General features: G+C 68.6%; 18 protein-coding genes and 1 riboswitch. Of the genes, 5 read left to right on the top strand and 13 right to left on the bottom strand.

The window, feature by feature from the left end; translation table 11 throughout:
• Positions 1-123 precede the first annotated feature (123 nt).
• A complete protein-coding gene (locus AB0G47_RS09725) occupies positions 124-1,410 on the top strand; it encodes a PTS transporter subunit EIIC (RefSeq protein WP_360766180.1) in 1,287 nt (428 codons plus the stop codon).
• A 273-nt stretch (positions 1,411-1,683) separates the two neighbouring features.
• The gene (locus AB0G47_RS09730) at positions 1,684-2,949 is read left to right on the top strand and encodes a PTS transporter subunit EIIC (protein ID WP_266866529.1); all 1,266 of its coding nucleotides are present in this window, start codon (positions 1,684-1,686) and stop codon (positions 2,947-2,949) included.
• A gap of 92 nt (positions 2,950-3,041) precedes the next feature.
• Here AB0G47_RS09730 and AB0G47_RS09735 read toward each other — a convergent pair whose 3' ends face one another.
• The gene (locus AB0G47_RS09735; RefSeq protein ID WP_360766183.1) at positions 3,042-3,794 is read right to left on the bottom strand and encodes an MBL fold metallo-hydrolase; all 753 of its coding nucleotides are present in this window, start codon (positions 3,792-3,794) and stop codon (positions 3,042-3,044) included.
• Positions 3,795-4,361: 567 nt separating this feature from the next.
• Between AB0G47_RS09735 and AB0G47_RS09740 the strand changes: the two genes are divergently transcribed.
• Complete coding sequence (locus tag AB0G47_RS09740; RefSeq protein WP_266866524.1) at positions 4,362-4,823, top strand: type II toxin-antitoxin system PemK/MazF family toxin; 462 nt, start codon at positions 4,362-4,364, stop codon at positions 4,821-4,823.
• A gap of 94 nt (positions 4,824-4,917) precedes the next feature.
• Here the strand turns inward: AB0G47_RS09740 and AB0G47_RS09745 are convergent, their stop codons facing one another.
• The 10 genes from AB0G47_RS09745 to clpS all read right to left on the bottom strand — a co-directional run bounded on the left by AB0G47_RS09745 (position 4,918) and on the right by clpS (position 12,803).
• Complete coding sequence (locus AB0G47_RS09745; protein WP_360766187.1) at positions 4,918-5,871, bottom strand: cysteine synthase; 954 nt, start codon at positions 5,869-5,871, stop codon at positions 4,918-4,920.
• 6 nt (positions 5,872-5,877) lie between these two features.
• The gene (locus AB0G47_RS09750) at positions 5,878-6,156 is read right to left on the bottom strand and encodes a MoaD/ThiS family protein (RefSeq protein WP_360766190.1); all 279 of its coding nucleotides are present in this window, start codon (positions 6,154-6,156) and stop codon (positions 5,878-5,880) included.
• Positions 6,157-6,301: 145 nt separating this feature from the next.
• The gene (locus tag AB0G47_RS09755; RefSeq protein WP_323178622.1) at positions 6,302-6,403 is read right to left on the bottom strand and encodes a putative leader peptide; all 102 of its coding nucleotides are present in this window, start codon (positions 6,401-6,403) and stop codon (positions 6,302-6,304) included.
• A 69-nt stretch (positions 6,404-6,472) separates the two neighbouring features.
• Positions 6,473-7,249 carry an ABC transporter ATP-binding protein gene (locus tag AB0G47_RS09760; RefSeq protein ID WP_360766193.1) on the bottom strand — a complete coding sequence of 259 codons (777 nt, stop codon included), beginning with the start codon at positions 7,247-7,249 and terminating at the stop codon, positions 6,473-6,475.
• Positions 7,246-8,253: an iron ABC transporter permease gene (locus AB0G47_RS09765; RefSeq protein WP_360766588.1), complete on the bottom strand. Its 1,008-nt coding sequence runs from the start codon at positions 8,251-8,253 to the stop codon at positions 7,246-7,248. The genes AB0G47_RS09760 and AB0G47_RS09765 overlap by 4 nt, the downstream gene beginning before the upstream one ends.
• Before the next feature lie 134 nt (positions 8,254-8,387).
• Complete coding sequence (locus AB0G47_RS09770; protein WP_360766196.1) at positions 8,388-9,347, bottom strand: ABC transporter substrate-binding protein; 960 nt, start codon at positions 9,345-9,347, stop codon at positions 8,388-8,390.
• 43 nt (positions 9,348-9,390) lie between these two features.
• Positions 9,391-9,539, bottom strand: a riboswitch (cobalamin riboswitch).
• Entirely contained in the window at positions 9,512-9,934 is a 423-nt protein-coding gene (locus AB0G47_RS09775) for a M67 family metallopeptidase (protein ID WP_266866516.1), read from the bottom strand. It overlaps the preceding riboswitch by 28 nt.
• 89 nt (positions 9,935-10,023) lie before the next feature.
• Complete coding sequence (locus AB0G47_RS09780) at positions 10,024-11,496, bottom strand: amino acid permease (RefSeq protein ID WP_360766199.1); 1,473 nt, start codon at positions 11,494-11,496, stop codon at positions 10,024-10,026.
• Between the two features lie 350 nt (positions 11,497-11,846).
• Positions 11,847-12,449, bottom strand: a complete 603-nt coding sequence (locus tag AB0G47_RS09785; RefSeq protein ID WP_360766202.1) for a DUF2017 domain-containing protein — start codon at positions 12,447-12,449, stop codon at positions 11,847-11,849.
• 39 nt (positions 12,450-12,488) lie between these two features.
• Positions 12,489-12,803, bottom strand: coding sequence for an ATP-dependent Clp protease adapter ClpS (gene clpS / locus AB0G47_RS09790; protein WP_266866510.1), 315 nt, complete (start codon positions 12,801-12,803; stop codon positions 12,489-12,491).
• Between the two features lie 80 nt (positions 12,804-12,883).
• Between clpS and AB0G47_RS09795 the strand changes: the two genes are divergently transcribed.
• A complete protein-coding gene (locus AB0G47_RS09795) occupies positions 12,884-14,212 on the top strand; it encodes a nicotinate phosphoribosyltransferase (protein ID WP_266866508.1) in 1,329 nt (442 codons plus the stop codon).
• Between the two features lie 138 nt (positions 14,213-14,350).
• Complete coding sequence (locus tag AB0G47_RS09800; protein WP_360766205.1) at positions 14,351-14,935, top strand: isochorismatase family protein; 585 nt, start codon at positions 14,351-14,353, stop codon at positions 14,933-14,935.
• 80 nt (positions 14,936-15,015) lie between these two features.
• On the opposite strand, the gene AB0G47_RS09805 is transcribed toward AB0G47_RS09800, so the two are convergent.
• Both AB0G47_RS09805 and AB0G47_RS09810 read right to left on the bottom strand, forming a co-directional pair.
• Complete coding sequence (locus AB0G47_RS09805; RefSeq protein WP_360766207.1) at positions 15,016-15,345, bottom strand: hypothetical protein; 330 nt, start codon at positions 15,343-15,345, stop codon at positions 15,016-15,018.
• Between the two features lie 147 nt (positions 15,346-15,492).
• Complete coding sequence (locus AB0G47_RS09810) at positions 15,493-17,916, bottom strand: immune inhibitor A domain-containing protein (RefSeq protein ID WP_360766210.1); 2,424 nt, start codon at positions 17,914-17,916, stop codon at positions 15,493-15,495.
• Positions 17,917-18,168: the final 252 nt, after the last annotated feature.

The raw sequence follows: 18,168 nt of genomic DNA on the forward strand, positions 1-18,168 counted from the left end.
CTCGTGACCAATGATGACGATCAAGGTGTCGCCCCTCTCGGGATGGCGCCCCCACCCGTTCCGCAACTGGTCTACACCAGTTTTCCACGACCGCCAAACCTGGCTCGCTCCGGGAGGACACCCATGAGCGCGAACGCTGCCGCAGCACCCCGGCCGAGCCCTTGGAGCACCTTCTTCCAGGGGCTCCAGAAGATGGGGCGCAGCCTGCAGTTGCCCATCGCCGTGCTCCCTGCCGCGGGCATCGTCAACCGCCTCGGGCAGCCCGACGTCTTCGGCGAGGACGGCCTCGGCTGGACCGATGTCGCCAAGGTGTTCGCCGGCGCGGGCGGCGCCCTGCTCGACGCCGACCTGGGTCTGCCGCTGCTGTTCTGCATCGGCGTCGCGATCGGCATGGCCAAGAAGGCGGACGGCTCGACGGCGCTCGCGGCGGTGGCCGGCTTCCTCGTCTACCGGGGTGTGCTGCGCCAGTTCCCGGTGGACTGTCCGGGCGGATCGAAGGCGGTGGCGACGGGCTGTCAGGTCACGGACGGGACCGTCACCGCGTTCACCTACCAGAACCCGGGTGTCTTCGGCGGCATCATCATGGGCCTGCTCGCGGCCTTCTTCTGGGTCCGCTTCCACCGCACCCGACTGGTCTCCTGGCTCGGCTTCTTCAACGGCCGCCGGCTCGTCCCGATCATCATGGCGTTCATCGGCATCGTCTTCGCGGTGCTGTGCCTGTGGGTCTGGCCGCCGGTCGGTGACGCCCTGGAGAGCTTCTCCGACTGGCTTGAGGGTCTGGGTGCCTGGGGTTCGGGCATCTTCGGTGTCGCCAACCGCGCCCTGCTCGTGATCGGCCTGCACCAGTTCCTGAACGTCCCGCTGTGGTTCCAGTTCGGCTCGTACACCAAGCCGGACGGCACCACGGTGCACGGTGACATCAACATGTTCCTCAGCGGGGACCCGAGCGCCGGCATCTACCAGACCGGCTTCTTCCCGATCATGATGTTCGCCCTTCCCGCGGCCTGCCTCGCGATGTACCACTGCGCGCGGCCCGAACGGCGCAAGGCGGTCGGCGGCATGATGGTCTCGCTGGCGCTGACCTCGTTCGTCACGGGCATCACCGAGCCGATCGAGTACTCCTTCGTCTTCATCGCGCCCCTCCTGTACGTGGTGCACGCGGTCCTCACCGGCGTCTCGATGGCGGTGACCTGGGGCCTGGGCGTCAAGGACGGCTTCAGCTTCTCCGCGGGCCTCATCGACTACGTGATCAACTGGGGTCTCGCCACCAAGCCATGGATGATCATTCCGATCGGTCTGGGCTTCGCGCTGGTGTACTACGTCATCTTCCGCTTCGCGATCACCAAGTTCGATCTGAAGACCCCGGGCCGCGAGCCGGAGGACGAGGTCGAGGACGTCACCAAGGCCTGACCGCCCACCCTCCACACCCTCCGCGAAGGACCCTCGGATCCACGATCCGGGGGTCTTTTGCCGTTCATTTCGCGTTATGGCCGACCCCACAGAACTCGTGGGTTCCTTACGTCACCTTCACCGTGCTACAACAGGTCTACACCACTTAGTGGTGTAGACCACGCGGCCGTCCCGCCGCGGCCCCCGGAGACGCCGCCGTCCCCCACTTCCTTGTCCCAGGCGGCGCCTTGCCCTCCCCCAGCCTCCGGCCGGGGGTACCCCCTGGAGGAAGTTGTGTCCACGGCCAGTTCCGCTCCCGCGGCCGAGAAGAAGAAGGGCGCCGGCGCGATGGCTGTCATGCAGCGCATCGGCCGCAGCCTGATGCTGCCGGTCGCCGTGCTGCCGGCAGGCGCCCTGCTCGTCCGCCTCGGCAACCCCGACATGCTGGGACGCGAGTCGTTCCCGACCTTCGTCACGAAGATCGCCGGCTTCATGGCCGCGGGCGGCAACGCCATTCTCGACAACATGGCGCTGCTGTTCGCCGTCGGCATCGCGATCGGCTTCGCCAAGAAGTCGGACGGCTCGACCGCGCTCGCCGCCGTCACCGGCTACCTGGTCTTCAAGAACGTGCTCGCCACGTTCACCGACCCTAACCTGGACAAGATCGCCAAGGTCGTCGACGGCAAGATAGTCATGACCGAGGCACCCGTGGACGCCAAGGTCCTCGGCGGCGTCGTGATGGGCATCGTCGTCGCGCTGCTCTACCAGAAGTTCTACCGGACCAAGCTGCCCGACTGGGCCGGCTTCTTCGGCGGCCGCCGCCTCGTCCCGATCCTGTCGGCCTTCGCGGGCCTGCTCCTCGGCATCGTCTTCGGTTACATCTGGCCGGTCCTCGGCACGGGTCTGCACAACTTCGGCGAGTGGCTCGTCGGTTCGGGCGCCGTGGGCGCGGGCATCTTCGGTGTCGCCAACCGCGCGCTGATCCCGGTCGGCATGCACCACCTCCTGAACTCCTTCCCGTGGTTCCAGGCCGGTTCGTACGAGGGCAAGAGCGGCGACATCAACCGCTTCCTGGCCGGTGACCCGACCGCGGGACAGTTCATGACCGGCTTCTTCCCGATCATGATGTTCGCCCTCCCGGCCGCCTGCCTCGCGATCGTCCACTGCGCACGCCCCGAGCGCCGCAAGGTCGTCGGCGGCATGATGTTCTCGCTCGCGCTCACCGCGTTCGTGACCGGTGTGACCGAGCCGATCGAGTTCACGTTCATGTTCATCGCGCCGGTCCTGTACGCGATCCACGCGGTGCTCACCGGTGTCTCCATGGCCCTGACCTGGGCGCTCGGCATGAAGGACGGCTTCGGCTTCTCGGCAGGAGCGGTCGACTTCTTCCTCAACCTCGGCATCGCGAGCAACCCATGGGGCCTGGCCCTTGTCGGCCTCTGCTTCGCCGCGGTCTACTACGTGGTCTTCCGCTTCGCGATCACCAAGTGGAACCTGCCGACGCCGGGCCGCGAGTCCGACGAGGAGCTCGCCGAGCTCCTGAAGGCCGAGTCGAAGTAGCCTCAGCCGCAGTACATGAAGAAGCCCCTCGCCGTTGTCACCGACGGCGAGGGGCTTCTTCGTGTTCTGTGGGCCGCCTAGACCTCGTACGACTAGACCTCGTACGACCTGCCCGGCACCGCGATCTCCGCCGGGCCGCCGTACACCGCACGGGCGTCCGCCAGATTGACCTGCGGGTCCGTCCACGGCGGGATGTGGGTGAGCACGAGCCGCCGTGCGCCGGCCCTGCGGGCGGACTCGCCGGCCTCGCGGCCGTTGAGGTGCAGGTCGGGGATGCTCTCCTTGCCGTGCGTGAAGGCCGCCTCGCAGAGGAACAGATCGGCGTCCGCGGCGAGTTCGTCGAGCGCGTCGCACACACCGGTGTCACCCGAGTACGTGAGTGCCTTGCCGCCGTGCTCGACGCGGATGGCGTACGCCTCCACCGGGTGCCGCATCTTCTCCGTACGGACCGTGAAGGGCCCGATCTCGAAGGTGGCCGGCTTGACCGTGTGGAAGTCGAAGACCTCGCTCATGGAGGAGGCCGACGGCGTGTCCGCGTACGCGGTCGTCAGGCGCTGCTCGGTGCCTTCGGGGCCGTAGACCGGGATGGGGGCGCAGCGGCCGCCGTCGTGCCGGTAGTAGCGCGCCACGAAGTAGGCGCACATGTCGATGCAGTGGTCGGCGTGCAGATGGCTGAGGAAGATCGCGTCGAGGTCGTAGAGACCGACATGGCGCTGCAGCTCGCCCAGGGCGCCATTGCCCATGTCGAGCAGCAGCCGGAAGCCGTCGGCCTCGACGAGGTAGCTCGAGCAGGCCGAGTCCGCGGACGGAAACGACCCCGAGCAGCCGACGACGGTGAGCTTCATGGAGCTGGAACCTCCGGGGGCGAAACGGGGGTTGTGCGAGGGCCTAGCGGGGGCTCGCGAAGAAACCTGCCAGAGGCTCTTCGAGGAGTTCTGCGATCCGTCGAGCGTAAGGCGCAAAAGGGCCGGTCGCTCCTCCGTCGCGGGCCGTTGTGGGGGAACTCACCTGCGCTGTCACCGGTTCGGCTGCCATCTGGGGTCCAGTTGTTCGAGGTCGGGCCCGAGGGCACGTCCAGGGCACAGCACGCCGCGTTCCACCGGACGGCGCAGGGCGGCTCGGCTGCGCTCGCTGTCGCCCATCTGCGGATTTAGCGTCGGAAACCAAAAGCTGTCGCCAACTGTGAATCGAGGGATCCGCACATGGCAGTGCGGGTGGCTGGCAAGTCATCGACGTATGGGAGTCGGAAGACGCGTTCCGGCGCTTCCTGGACGGGACGGTCATCCCGGCGGCGACGGAGCTTGGAGCGCCACCGTTCGACACTGTGGTCGTCGAGCTTCACAACTCCCTGATCCCGACCGCCCCGTAGGTGCCGAGCGCGGGAGCGGGAGCGCGCCGGTACCGTCTGCGGTATGGATACGTCATGGTGGCTCGCCCTTGCCGCTGTGGTGGTGCTCGCCGTGGTCGCCGCGGTGGTGGACGGCCGGGGTCGCGGCAGCCGCGGCCCCCGCGGGCGGACCACCCGGCCGCCGGGCCGGCCGCGCGGGCCTCGGCGCAGGCTGCCCGCGCCGAAGCCGGCGGAGATCTGGTGGGCGAAGGTGCCGTACGAGGACGGGCCCGGGGGCAAGGACCGGCCCTGTCTCGTGCTGTCGGTGCGGGGCGAGAGCGCGGTCGTCGCGAAGATCACCAGCAAGTACCACGACGAGCGGGCCGGGGTGATTCCGCTGCCGCCGGGCTCCGTCGGGGACGCGCACGGCCGGCCCAGCTTCCTGGAGACGGACGAGCTGCGGGACGTACCGGTGTGGGAGTTCCGGAGGCGGGCGGGGATCGTGGACCCGGCGCTCTGGGATCAGGTCCGGCACTTGGCGGGGTAGGACGCACAACGGACGTACAACGGACGTACAACGGCGGACGGGCTGGAAGATCCAGCCCGTCCGCCGTTTGAGGGCAGGTCCCGCGGGGACCTGCCTACGCCCAGAGTTGCCCCTGCAGAGTCTCGATGGCCGCCTCGGTCGTCGGTGCGGTGTAGACGCCCGTCGACAGGTACTTCCAGCCGCCGTCGGCCACGACGAAGACGATGTCGGCGGACTCCCCGGCCGCCACCGCCTTCTTGCCCACGCCGATCGCGGCGTGCAGGGCCGCCCCGGTGGAGACGCCCGCGAAGATGCCCTCCTGCTTGAGCAGCTCCCGCGTGCGCGTCACCGCGTCCGCCGAGCCGACGGAGAAGCGGGACGTCAGGACGGACGCGTCGTACAGCTCGGGGACGAAGCCCTCGTCCAGGTTCCGCAGGCCGTAGACAAGGTCGTCGTAGCGGGGCTCCGCCGCGACGATCTTGATGTCCGGCTTCTGCTCGCGCAGGAAACGGCCGACGCCCATCAGCGTGCCCGTCGTGCCGAGGCCCGCCACGAAGTGGGTGATGGAGGGCAGGTCCGCGAGGATCTCCGGGCCGGTCGTCGCATAGTGCGCGCCCGCGTTGTCCGGGTTCCCGTACTGGTAGAGCATCACCCAGTCCGGGTGCTCCGCCGCCAGCTCCTTGGCGACGCGCACCGCCGTGTTGGAGCCGCCCGCCGCCGGGGAGGAGATGATCTCCGCGCCCCACATGGCGAGGAGGTCACGCCGCTCCTGCGAGGTGTTCTCCGGCATGACGCACACGATGCGGTAGCCCTTGAGCTTGGCCGCCATCGCGAGCGAGATGCCGGTGTTGCCGGACGTCGGCTCCAGGATCGTGCAGCCGGGCGTCAACCGTCCGTCCTTCTCCGCCTGTTCGACCATGTGCAGCGCCGGGCGGTCCTTGATGGAACCGGTCGGGTTCCGGTCCTCCAGCTTCGCCCAGATGCGTACGTCGTCCGTTGGGGACAGGCGCGGCAGACGGACCAGGGGCGTGTTGCCCACGGCCGCCAGCGGGGAGTCGTAGCGAGGCATCCGGGATCAGACCATGCCGCCGGCCACGGCCGGGAGGATCGTGACGTTGTCGCCGTCGGTGAGCTTGGTGGAGATGCCGTCCAGGAAGCGGACGTCCTCGTCGTTCAGGTACACGTTCACGAAGCGGCGCAGCTTGTCGCCTTCGACGATGCGCTCGGCGATGCCCGGGTGCCGCGAGTCGAGGTCGGCGAAGAGCTCGGCGAGGGTGTCCCCACCGCCCTGGACGGCCTTCTCGCCGTCGGTGTAGGTGCGGAGGATGGTCGGGATGCGGACCTCGATGGCCATGGCTGGGGGCTCCTGTCGGGAGAAGTCACGTGGTGGGCGCGCGGCGGCCCGGTCGTGCGGGTGCGTGGTGCTTGATGCGTAATGCGTGGTGCAAGGGCAGGACGCGGTGGTGGCGCCGCGGCTCACGGCCGTACGGCGGCAGCGGTCAGCGCGGACAGATCGCGCTCGAGAGCCTGCACAGATCGACGTGCAGACGCGCAACGAGCAGCATGCCCGGCATCTTGTCGCTCACGTCGTGGGGAACCATGCGGTCATCGTATCGATTCCCGGTCCGGGTTCTGGAATGTGATCTCGCATGGTGGACGGTTTACGTCCATCACGTGGATGGCGGGAGATACGTGACCGTCGGCGCCCCGGTCGCGGGGTGTACCGAGACCTCTGCCGCCACCCCGTACACCTCGGCCAGGAGCTCGCTGGTCAGGACCTCCTTCGGCGGTCCTGACGCGACGAGGCGGCCGGCGTCGAGAACGTACAGACGATCGCAGTAGTACGCCGCGAGATTCAGGTCGTGCAGGGCGAGGAGGTTGGTCGTGCCGAGGGCGCGGACCAGGCCGAGGATCTCCAGCTGGTAGCGGATGTCCAGGTGGTTGGTCGGCTCGTCGAGGATCAGTACGGCGGGCTGCTGCACCAACGCCCTTGCCACCAGGGCGCGTTGGCGCTCGCCGCCGGAGAGCCCGGCGAATGTGCGGTGCGCGAGGGCGGCCGCGCCGACCCGCTCGAGGGCCGCGCGGGCGAGACGCTCGTCCTCGGCCGTGTCCGCCTCCCAGAAGCGTTTGTGCGGGGAGCGGCCCATCGCGACGATCTGCCGGACGGTGAGCTCGAAGCCGCCGTGGCCGTCCTGCGGAACGGTGGCGATGCGGCGGGCGCGGGCCTTGGCCGAGCGCCCCGCCAGGTCGTCGCCGTCCAGGAGGACGCGGCCGCCGGTGGGCGTCAGCGTGCCGTACACACAGCGCAGGAGGGTCGTCTTGCCGCTGCCGTTGGGTCCCACGATGCCGACGGTCTCGCCGTCCGCGGCGTGCAGCGTGACGCCGTCGACGAGGAGACGGCCGCCGGGGGCCCGGTAGGAGAGGTTCTCGGTGCTCAGGGCGGTCATACGGCCGCCTCCCCGCCACGGCTCCTGCGCAGCAGCCACAGGAAGAACGGGCCGCCGGTGAGCGCGGTGAGCACGCCCACCGGGATGTCCTGCGGGGCGGCGACCGTGCGCGCGGCGAGGTCGGCGGCCACCAGGAACACCGCGCCCGCAAGCGCCGCGACCGGAAGGAGCGCGCGGTGCGATGCGCCGACCAGCATCCGGGCGGCGTGCGGCACCATCAGGCCGACGAAGCCGATCGCTCCGCTGTACGCGACGAGTACGCCGGTCAGGAGCGAGGCGAGGACGAAGACGGCGGCACGGAAGCGTGCGGTGTCCAGGCCGAGGACGGTGGCGCCCTCCTCGCCGACGAGGAGCAGGTCCAGGGGGCGGGCCAGGGCGAGCAGGAGCGCCGTGCCGACGATCAGTACGCCGGCGGGCAGGGCCAGCATGCCCCAGCGGGCGCTGCCGAGGCCGCCGAGCGTCCAGTACAGGACCTCCTGCAGGTGGTCCGTGCTGTCCGCGACGACCAGGATCAGGCTGGTCAGGGCGGAGAGGATGTACGAGACGGCCACGCCCGCCAGGATCAGCCGGCCGGTGGCGAAGCCGCCGCCGGCGCTTCTGGCCAGGGTGTAGACGAGGAGCAGGGAGAGGAGTGCCCCCGCGAAGGACGCGGCGGGGATGGTGACTGTGATGGACAGGCCCGCGCCGATGCCGAAGGCGCTGCCGAGGACGATGGCGGCGACCGCGCCGGCCGACGCGCCGGAGGAGACTCCCAGGAGGAAGGGGTCCGCGAGGGGGTTGCGGACCAGGGCCTGGAGGACCGTGCCTATGACGGCGAGGCCCGCGCCGACGGCTGCGCCGAGCAGGACCCTGGGGAGGCGGGCGTCCAGCACGATCGTGCGGAAGGGGGAGGGTTCCGCCCTGCCCGTGAGGATCTCCAGGACGTCGGTCACGGGGATCTTGACCGAGCCGAGGGCGAGGCCTGCGGTTGCCGCTGCGGCGAGGGCCACGAGGAGCCCGGCGATCACGGCTGCGTAGGGCGGCCTTCTTTCCCCGATCCCGCCCCTTCCCGAATGTTCCGGCTTCGCCGGCCGTGTGCTGACCGGAGAGTCACCGGCTTCGCCGAGTTCGTCCTCAAACGCCGGACGGGCTGAGATTTTCACAGCTGCGATGCCAGCTTCCCTACCGCCGCCGGGGCCCTTACCCCCGTCACCACATCCGACAGCGGCAGCACCGCGAACCGCTTGTTCTTGATGGCAGGGACGTCGGCGAGCACCGGGTCCTCCAGGAGGCGGCGCTTCTTCTGGGCGACCGTCGTGCCGCCGTAGTCGAGGATCAGGATCACCTCGGGGCTGCTGTCCACCACCGACTCCCAGGACGCGTCGCCGAAGGACTTGTCCAGGTCGGCGAAGACGTTGCGGCCGCCCGCGCGCTTGATGATGTCGTTCCCGATGCCGCGGCCGCCCGCCGTGAAGGCCGTCTTGTCGCCGCTGTCGTACACGAAGACCGGGAGCGGCTTCCTGTCCTTCAACTGCTTCTCGGTTTCGGCCAGTTGGCGCTCGGCGCCGCTCACCCAGCGGTCCGCCCGTGCCCGTACCCCGAAGGTGGAGCCGACCTCGCGGACCTCCCGGAAGACGTCCTCCATGGTCACCGGGCGCTTCGCGCAGCCCTCCACGTCGAGGCGGGTCCTGATGCCGGACTTCGCGAGCGCCGCGCGGCTGCGGCCCTCGCCCGCGAGGAAGGCGCTGGGGTAACCGCCGTACACGAAGTCGGGGTTGGCGGCGAGCAGCTTCTCGTAGGAGGGGTACTCCTTGGCCAGGACCGGGACGGACGCGTAGGCCTTCTCGTACGACGGAAGGACCTTGTCGTCCAGGAAGGCGGTGCCCGCCATGCGGTCCGCAAGGCCGAGCTCCAGCATCACTTCCGTCGTGTGCTGGTTCATCGTCACGGCGCGCTTCGGGGGCGCATCGTACGTCGTCTTCACGCCGCAGTTGGTGACGGTGTACGGGAACCCGGCGGCCTTCGCCCCCGGCGCGGAATCGGGCTCCGCGGAGCTCGTGCACGCGGCGAGCGGGGCGAGCAGGGCGGCGGCTATGAGTGCGCGCAGGGGGCGGGACATGGCTGGGCTGTGCCTCCTCCAGGGGATTCCGCGTCCCCTGTATCCGTGGGAGAAGGCGGCAGGTCAGTTCCTGACTGCCCCACCCGCGAAGGGTGGGGTCACAGTGGCGGGACCGTGCCGGATTCGCACCGGCTTCCTGGGTCCTGCCGCCTCAAAGGTGAGGCTCAGTATGCCTGGACGACCTTTACCTCTTCCTCGGTGACCTCGCCGTCGACGATCCGGTAGGAGCGGAACTGGAAGTCGCCCGCGCCGTCGGTGTCCGCCGTGGAGACCAGGACGTAGTGCGCGCCGGGCTCGTTCGCGTACGTGATGTCGGTGCGCGAGGGGTACGCCTCGGTCGCCGTGTGCGAGTGGTAGACGATCACCGGCTCCTCGTCGCGGTCGTCCATCTCGCGGTACAGCTTGAGCAGATCGCCCGAGTCGAACTCGTAGAACGTGGGCGAGCGGGCCGCGTTCAGCATCGGGATGAAGCGCTCGGGGCGGCCGGTGCCCGCGGGACCCGCGACCACGCCGCACGCCTCGTCGGGGTGGTCCTGGCGCGCGTGCGCGACGATCTGGTCGTGGAGGGCCTGGGTCAGGGTCAGCATGGGAGCCAGGATAAGCAGAGGGGCCGATCCGTACCGAGGGATGGTACGGATCGGCCCACATGCTGGGATCAGCAGGGATCAGACGGGAGTCAGGACTTGATCGCGTCCTGCGGCTCGGCGTCGCCGCCGCCCGTCGGCTGCGCGTTGCGCTTCTGCATGACCAGGTAGCCGACGCCCAGGATGAGCGCCCACACCGGGGCCGCGTAGAGCGAGATGCGCGCGTCCTTGTCGACGCCCATCATCACGATGACCATGCCGATGAAGAGCAGGGCGAACCAGCTCGTGTACGGCGCGCCCGGAGCCCGGAAGGTGGACTGCGGCAGCTCGCCGCGGTCGGCCTTGCGGCGGTACTTGATCTGGCAGACCAGGATCATGATCCAGGCCCACATGCCGGAGATGGTGGCGAAGGAGACGACGTAGTTGAACGCCTCGCCCGGCCACTGGTAGTTGATCCAGACGCCGACCAGCATCAGGGCCGCGGAGAAGGTGGTGCCGACCAGCGGCAGGCCGTTCTTCGTGAGCTTGGTGAAGAACTTCGGGCCCTGGCCGTTGAGCGCCAGGTCACGCAGCATGCGGCCGGTGGAGTACATGCCGGAGTTGCAGGAGGAGAGCGCGGCCGTCAGGACGACGAAGTTGACGATGGCGGCGCCGACGCCCAGACCCATCTCCTCGAAGGCCTTCACGAACGGCGAGACGCCCGGCTTGAAGGACGTCCACGGCACGACCGAGAGGATCATGATGAGCGCGCCGACGTAGAAGACGGCGATGCGCCACGGCACGGTGTTGATCGCCTTGGGCAGGGTCTTCTCGGGGTCCTTGGACTCGCCCGCGGTGACGCCGACCAGCTCGACGGCGAGGAAGGCGAACATCACGATCTGCAGTGTCATCAGCGTGGAGCCGATGCCGTTGGGGAAGAACCCGCCCTGGTCCCACAGGTGGCTCACGGACGCGGTGTCACCGGCGTCGGAGAAGCCGATGGTGAGGATGCCGGCGCAGATGAGGATCATGCCGATGATCGCGGTGACCTTGACCATCGAGAACCAGAACTCGAGCTCACCGAAGAGCTTCACGGAGATCAGGTTGGCGCCGTACAGGATGACCGTGAAGATCAGCGCGTACGCCCATTGTGGGATGGCGTTGTCTGTCCAGTACTGCATGTACTGGGCCGCGGCCGTGACTTCCGTGATGCCGGTGACGACCCAGAAGAGCCAGTACGTCCAGCCGGTCACGTATCCGAAGAACGGGCCGATGAACTCGCGCGCGTACTCCGAGAAGGAACCGGAGACGGCGCGGTACATGAGCAGCTCGCCCAGGGCCCGCATGATGAAGAAGATGACAAGGCCGGCGATGGCGTACGCCAGGATGAGGCTGGGCCCGGCCTTGTGAATGGCCTTGCCCGCGCCGAGGAACAGGCCGGTGCCGATGGCACCGCCGATCGCGATCATCTGGATCTGTCGGGCCCCGAGCCCGCGCTGATAGCCCTCGCCGGATGAACCGGACGAGCCCTTGGCCTGATCGGCCTCATTGCCGTCGTGATGCTCTTCGACCTGCACTGAGGTCATGGTGACGCCTTTCTCCACGCTGATCCGTGCCCGCAGTCTGCGAATGGCCACGGATCAGGTCCTGATCCCCCCGGATATGGATGGAGTGCTACCGGCGGTCTGCCGGCCCGAGCGCCATCGGTGACATGGGTGGCGTCACCGAGTGGTCGTGAAGATTTATCACGGTCGCAACAGTGATCGGCTCAGCCACGTGTGGCGCAGACCACTGGAAGAAGCGGACAAAATTCCCCCGCGGCGTCATACGGGGGCATTGAAGTGACGCGATCGTTATCCGGATTTGAGGATCCGCTGAGCGAACACCTGTTACAGGTGCCGTCTACATCGACTTTCGGCCCAAGTGAGCCGTTCCACTACACGATCAACGTGCCGACCAGCGTCTCCTGCAGACCGCCCAGCCACAAATAGGCCATCACCATCGGTTTGCGCGGATCCTCGTCCGGCAGCTGGTAGAGGAGGTCCGTGTCCTCCTCGTCAATGACGTCGAGGCGCGCGCCGATCGCGAGCCGGAGGTCGTTGAGGGCGCCGAGCCAGTGCCGGGACTCCTCCGCCGACAGCTTGAGGACGGCGCCGCCGTCGCCGGCCGCCGTCATGGAGTCCAGGCAGCGGATCACCACGAGGGCGTCGTCCCGCTTCTTGGCCCGCAGGTCGTTCTCGGTGAAGCGCCTGAACTCCGCGGAGTACGCCCGCAGTTCGTCGGCATCGGCGGAGCCCTCCTCACTGCCCGGTCCGCCGTACGCGTCGGGAAGCAGCCGCTGGAGCACCGGGTCGGTCGGCGGCTCACTGGGGCCTTCCGCGAACAGCTCGGCGAGCGGGTCGTCGGAGGCGTCCTCTCCCGGTCCGGGGCCGATCAGCTCCAGGAGCTGGACGGCGAGGGAGCGGATGATCGAGATCTCGACCTCGTCGAGCGCGACGGCGGCGCCGCCCCCGGGGATCGCTTCGAATTGTCCTGGCATCAGATGCGTCGCTGCTTCCGGTCCACTGCTGTCGGCCTGCTACTTGCGGTCCTGCTGGAGGGTGGCCCAAAGCCCGTACCCGTGCATGGCCTGGACGTCGCGCTCCATCTCTTCGCGCGTGCCGGTGGAGACCACGGCTCGGCCCTTGTGGTGCACATCCATCATCAGCTTGGTGGCCTTGTGCTTCGAGTACCCGAAGTACGCCTGGAACACGTACGTCACGTAGCTCATCAGGTTGACCGGGTCGTTGTGGACGAGCGTGATCCAGGGGACGTCCGGCTCAGGGACGGCGAACGTCTCTTCGGCCGATTCCGGGCGCGTGATCTCTGCGGGAGCCGTACTCACTTGTCCCATGCTGCCACCCGCAGGGGGCCATCGCACAAATGGACCCGGGAAATCGTCAGAGTGACGAGATGCGGGGTAGCATCCTTCGTATGAACACAGCGGACCTTGGGCTGCCGGTGGATGTTCCGTCGACGGCGCTCTTCACCGATCACTACGAGCTGACGATGCTGCAGGCCGCGCTGAAGGCGGGCACCGCCGACCGGCGCTCCGTCTTCGAGGTCTTCACGCGCAGACTGCCCGAAGGACGGCGCTACGGAGTGGTGGCCGGCACCGGGCGGGTCCTGGACGCCGTGGAGAACTTCCGCTTCGACGCCGACGTCATCGGCTTCCTGCGCGAGCGCCGTGTCGTCGACGAGGAGACCCTGCAGTGGCTCGCCTCGTACCGCTTCCGCGGTGACATCTGGGGCTATCCGGAAGGCGAGGTCTACTTCCCGGGCTCGCCGATCCTGCGCGTCGAGGGCTCCTTCGCGGAGTGCGTCCTCCTGGAGACGGTGATCCTCTCCATCCTCAACCACGACTCGGCGATCGCGGCCGCCGCGTCCCGGATGGCATCGGCCGCCGGGGAGCGCCCGCTGATCGAGATGGGCGCACGGCGCACCCACGAACTGGCGGCCGTCGCCGCATCGCGCGCCGCGTACGTGGGCGGCTTCACCACCACGTCCGACCTGGCGGCGGGCTTCCGCTACGACATCCCCACGGTCGGCACGTCCGCGCACGCCTTCACCCTCCTGCACGACAACGAACGGGACGCCTTCCAGGCCCAGGTCAACTCCCTCGGCCCCGGCACGACGCTCCTGGTCGACACGTACGACGTGACCGAGGCCGTCCGCACGGCCGTCGAGGTCGCCGGGCCCGAGCTCGGCGCCGTACGCATCGACTCCGGCGACCTGCTCCTTGTCGCGCACCGGGTGCGGCAGCAGCTGGACGAGCTCGGCGCGACGAAGACGAAGATCGTCGTGACGTCCGACCTCGACGAGTACGCCATCGCCTCGCTGGCCGCGGCGCCCGTCGACGCGTACGGCGTGGGCACCCAGCTGGTCACCGGGTCCGGGCACCCCACCTGCTCGATGGTCTACAAGCTGGTGGCCCGCGCCCACTCGGCGGACCCTCAAGCTCCGCTGGAGGCGGTGGCGAAGAAGTCCGTGGGCGGGAAGTCGTCCGTCGGCGGCCGCAAGTGGGCCGCCCGGCGGCCCGACGAGCACGGGGTCGCCGAGGCCGAGGTGATCGGCACGGGCCCGGTGCCGGTGGAGCTCGCCGACCACGAACTCCTCGTCGAGCTGATCAAGGGCGGTGAGGTGGTGGCGCGCGAGCCGCTCGACACGGTCCGCGACCGGCACGCCGCGGCACGGGCCCGGCTCCCCCTCTCGGCCACCCAGCTCTCCAAGGGCGAGGCGGTCATTCCCACGGAGTACGCCTGACGCCACGGGACGGCCGGTGGCCGCGCGCCGGGGCAGCCGAACGCCCCCTCCCGCAACGCAACGGAAGTCTCTACGCTCGGTTCATCCGGCCGAGTCCCCCGCACCTACCAGCCAGCCTTGCCGACCGAAGGACACCCGATGCGCCGCGCTCTGATCGTCGTCGATGTGCAGAACGACTTCTGCGAGGGCGGCAGCCTCGCGGTGGCCGGGGGCGCGGACGTGGCCGCCGCCATCACCGAGCTGATCGGCCAGGCCCCGGCGGGCTACCGGCACGTGGTGGCCACCCGGGACCACCACATCGAGCCGGGCGACCACTTCTCCGACCACCCGGACTATGTCCGCTCCTGGCCGCCGCACTGTGTGGCGGGGACCGAGGGGATCGGCTTCCACCCGAACTTCGCGCCGGTGGTCGCTTCGGGGGCGATCGACGCGGTCTTCGACAAGGGGGCCTACTCGGCCGCGTACAGCGGCTTCGAGGGGGTCGACGAGAACGACGTATCCCTCGCGGACTGGCTGCGGGCGCGGCACATCACCGAGGTGGACGTGGTCGGCATCGCCACGGACCACTGCGTACGGGCCACCGCGCTTGACGCCGTGCGGGAAGGATTCAGCACGGTGGTCCTCCTGGACCTGACCGCGGGCGTCGCGGAGGCGACGACGGAGCGGGCCTTGGAGGAGCTGCGGGAGGCGGGCGTGGAACTCACCGGGAAGCCGGTCGTCTAGGCGAGCTCGGGCGCGCCCCGAAGGGGCGCGAGGAACTGCGCGACCAGCCACGACGCACCCGCAGATGACGCACGAACCACTCAAACCCCGGACGACCTGACCCCCGGCCGCTGCCGCATCAGGGCGCGAATCGGATGCCAAAGCTCAGCCGCAGCGTCCGGTGCGGTGCGCCATATGAGGCCGTCGGGATGGTGCAGAACCGCCGTGATCTCATCCGGCGTAGGCGGCTCCGCGTTGCCCCGCAGATACACCGCCCGCAGCCCGAGATTCCGCAGCCGCGTCAGCGCCCTCGCCCGGTTCACCGCGTGGACGATCATCCGGACATTCCCCCCGCACACCGACGGGCTCGGCAGCGTCAGGGCCACCACCACGGTGCCGTTCGGCAGCCTGCTGAAACCTCCTGCGGACATGGTTGGGCACACCCCCGTGAGACATCGCACGAGGCCCCTGGCCGGACCTCGCGTCAATAAGAAATCCTCTGGACGCACCTAAACACGAACGGCCGCCGCCCGCTAGAGGGCGACGGCCGATCATGCTTTGACCTGCGGAAATGCGAATTACTTCACCGAGGGAGCCACCTGGATCGTGATCGACGAGCCATCCTTGGGCTGCTTGACGATCTTGATCTGCGTGTTGGTGTCAGTGACCTTCACGCTTCCCGTGGGGTTCTCCTTGAACCAGTAGGTGCCCTTGCGGTCGTCGAAGACCGGGACGCCCTTCTGGGACTTGATCTTCAGCGCCACGTCCGCGTTGTGGAGCGTGAACGCGTCCGTCCCGTACTTGCTGAACGGCGCGTCGAACGGCTGGATCTTGTTCCGCAGCAACGTGCCGTCCGCCCACTTCAGCGGCTTGGCGTGCGCGTCCACCGGCAGGATCAGACCCTGGCCGGGGTGCTTGCTGACGTTGTTGTCCTTCTGCGAGGTGTCCCACTGCCAGACCATCAGGCCGGTCTGGTACGGGTAGTGCTCGACCCAGTCCGGACGGGACTTGGAGAAGCCGAAGTTGTACGGGCCGACCTTCAGGGTCTTGTCGTACGACACGTACTGGCGGTTCTCCGCGAGGTAGTACTGGTCGTAGTCCTTGGTGAAGGACTCGCCGATGCGCGAAAAGCCCTTGGACGTCCAGCCGTTGTCGTCGCCCTCGGCGCCGTCCTCGAAGAGCTTCGCGCCGTCCGCCGTGACGGCGAGCTTGTCGGCCGCGAAGCCCTTGCCGGCGGTGCCGCCGTCCGTCGCGTACCGGAAACGGAGGTCGATCTTCTTGCCTGCGTACGCGTCGAGCGGGAAGGCGAGCTTCTTGTACGCACCCGAGACACCCGTCAACGCGGGCTTGTCACCGGCGTCGCGCGGGATGGCCTTGCCGTCCGCGGTGCCGTCCACGGGCGTCCAGTTGGCGCCGCCGTCCGTCGACACCTCGGTGTAGAGGTAGTCGTAGTTGGCCTCGATGTCCCACCAACCGTCAAGGGACAGCTCGGCCTTGGACTTGCCGGTCAGGTCGACCGACCGCGTCAGGGTGTTCTTGAGGTCGTCGCCCTGGTCGCTCCACCACTGCTTGGAGCCCTCGGTCGGCTTGACCACCGTGGTGGTGACGGCCTTCTTCGGCAGGTCGACCACGAGGGCCTGCTTGTTCTTGGTGTTGTACTCCGAAACACCCAGCTTGTGCGTCGACTTGGTCGCCGCCTTCGCCTTGGCGTAGTCGAGCCAGCCCAGCTGGAACTTGTCCCAGGCGGTCATGTCGCCCGGCAGGTCGCCGATGGAGTCCTTGCCGGTGCCGAGCCAGGAGCCCGCCGACATCAGCGACCAGAAGCCGACCGAGTTCTCGGCCTTGCCCGTGGTGTCGTACAGGTCGGGCAGACCCAGGTCGTGGCCGTACTCGTGGGCGAAGACGCCGAGGCCGCCGTTCTCCGGCTGCATCGTGTAGTCGCCGACCCAGATGCCCGAGTCGCCGATCTGCGTGCCGCCGGCCTTGTTGTCGGCCGGGCCCGTCTTGCCCGCGTCGTTGCCGTACGCGTACCAGCGGTGCGCCCAGAGGGCGTTGGTGCCCTCGGCGCCGCCGCCGGCCGACTCGTCCTCGCCCGCGTGGACGATCTGGAAGTGGTCGATGTACCCGTCGGGCTCGTTGAAGTTGCCGTCGCCGTCGAAGTCGTAGCGGTCCCACAGGTCGTACTTGGCGAGGTCCGCCTTGATCTGCGCGTCCGTGCGGCCCTGGGCCTTCTGGTCGGCGGTCCAGGCGGTGACGCCGTCCTTCACCGCGTCCCAGACATTGGCGCAGTTGGTGTCGCCGCAGTAATTGGAGCCGTAGCGCGCCTCGTTGTAGTCGACCTTGACCCAGTCGGAGACCTCGCCGTCGACCGAGTAACGGCCGGACGAGGTCTTCTCGTAGTAGGTCTTCAGCGAGTGCTTGGTCTTGCCCTTGGCGTCCTTGCCCTCACCGAAGTAGAGGTCCTGGAAGTGCTTCTGGTTGTAGTCCTTCTGCCAGGCCGTGCTGTTGTCCTTCGCACGGTCCGGCTCGGCTATTTTGTTGTGCGCGGGGCCGGGCTTGCCGCCGTACTTCTTGGCCGGCTTCTCGGGTCCTTCGGGACCGTCGGGGTCGTACATGGTGGTGTCGTCCACCTTGTCCCCGAACTCCACCAGGATCGTGAAGATCTTGTCGGTCCGCTCGCGGCCGAGCTCGACGTACTTCTTGTCGTCGAGCTTCACGACCTGCGAGCCGTCGCGCTTCTGGATCTTCGCGTCGCCCGCGACGACCTGCTCGAGGGCCGACTGGCGCTGCTGGGCCTGCTGCTTGCTGAAGGGGCCTTCGAGGTCGTGGTCGACCTGGGCCTTGGCCCTGCTCGGGTCCTGCCGGTCGATGGCGGGAGCCGCGTCCCCACTGCCTGCCCCGCCGTCCTCGGCCGATGCGGTGGCTGCCGAGAACGTGGCGGCGGCCGCGGCCATCGCCACGGCAGCCGCGGTGGCTCTGAACGTCCGTCTTCTGACTGTCACTTGATGCTGTCCTCCCCCGCGTCCGCGCGGGGGCGGACGAGTCCCGGTCGGAGGAGGTCCGCGCGCGAAACGCGTCACAAGTGACGACATTCGACCGGAGATACAGGAGAAAAGACAGACCTTGACTTGAACAGGCCAAGTGCATTATGCAGTCCCGGAGATCCGCTATCCGGACACGCGCGGGCGGCTGCCGGAACGCGCGTGGGCGTCCGCCGAGAAGGTCAACAGGCGCGTCCGGACGTCCACTTGGTG

It is taken from the genome of Streptomyces sp. NPDC021622 (genome assembly GCF_040640795.1).
GTDB lineage: Bacteria > Actinomycetota > Actinomycetes > Streptomycetales > Streptomycetaceae > Streptomyces.

Excerpts from the sequence above, each read along its gene's own strand:
- AB0G47_RS09725 (WP_360766180.1), top strand. The coding sequence starts at position 124 with ATGAGCGCGAACGCTGCCGCAGCACCCCGGCCGAGCCCTTGGAGCACC.
- AB0G47_RS09735 (WP_360766183.1), bottom strand. The coding sequence starts at position 3,794 with ATGAAGCTCACCGTCGTCGGCTGCTCGGGGTCGTTTCCGTCCGCGGAC.
- AB0G47_RS09740 (WP_266866524.1), top strand. The coding sequence starts at position 4,362 with ATGGATACGTCATGGTGGCTCGCCCTTGCCGCTGTGGTGGTGCTCGCC.
- AB0G47_RS09745 (WP_360766187.1), bottom strand. The coding sequence starts at position 5,871 with ATGCCTCGCTACGACTCCCCGCTGGCGGCCGTGGGCAACACGCCCCTG.
- AB0G47_RS09750 (WP_360766190.1), bottom strand. The coding sequence starts at position 6,156 with ATGGCCATCGAGGTCCGCATCCCGACCATCCTCCGCACCTACACCGAC.
- AB0G47_RS09755 (WP_323178622.1), bottom strand. The coding sequence starts at position 6,403 with ATGGTTCCCCACGACGTGAGCGACAAGATGCCGGGCATGCTGCTCGTT.
- AB0G47_RS09760 (WP_360766193.1), bottom strand. The coding sequence starts at position 7,249 with ATGACCGCCCTGAGCACCGAGAACCTCTCCTACCGGGCCCCCGGCGGC.
- AB0G47_RS09770 (WP_360766196.1), bottom strand. The coding sequence starts at position 9,347 with ATGTCCCGCCCCCTGCGCGCACTCATAGCCGCCGCCCTGCTCGCCCCG.
- AB0G47_RS09775 (WP_266866516.1), bottom strand. The coding sequence starts at position 9,934 with ATGCTGACCCTGACCCAGGCCCTCCACGACCAGATCGTCGCGCACGCG.
- AB0G47_RS09780 (WP_360766199.1), bottom strand. The coding sequence starts at position 11,496 with ATGACCTCAGTGCAGGTCGAAGAGCATCACGACGGCAATGAGGCCGAT.
- AB0G47_RS09785 (WP_360766202.1), bottom strand. The coding sequence starts at position 12,449 with ATGCCAGGACAATTCGAAGCGATCCCCGGGGGCGGCGCCGCCGTCGCG.
- clpS (WP_266866510.1), bottom strand. The coding sequence starts at position 12,803 with ATGGGACAAGTGAGTACGGCTCCCGCAGAGATCACGCGCCCGGAATCG.
- AB0G47_RS09795 (WP_266866508.1), top strand. The coding sequence starts at position 12,884 with ATGAACACAGCGGACCTTGGGCTGCCGGTGGATGTTCCGTCGACGGCG.
- AB0G47_RS09800 (WP_360766205.1), top strand. The coding sequence starts at position 14,351 with ATGCGCCGCGCTCTGATCGTCGTCGATGTGCAGAACGACTTCTGCGAG.
- AB0G47_RS09805 (WP_360766207.1), bottom strand. The coding sequence starts at position 15,345 with ATGTCCGCAGGAGGTTTCAGCAGGCTGCCGAACGGCACCGTGGTGGTG.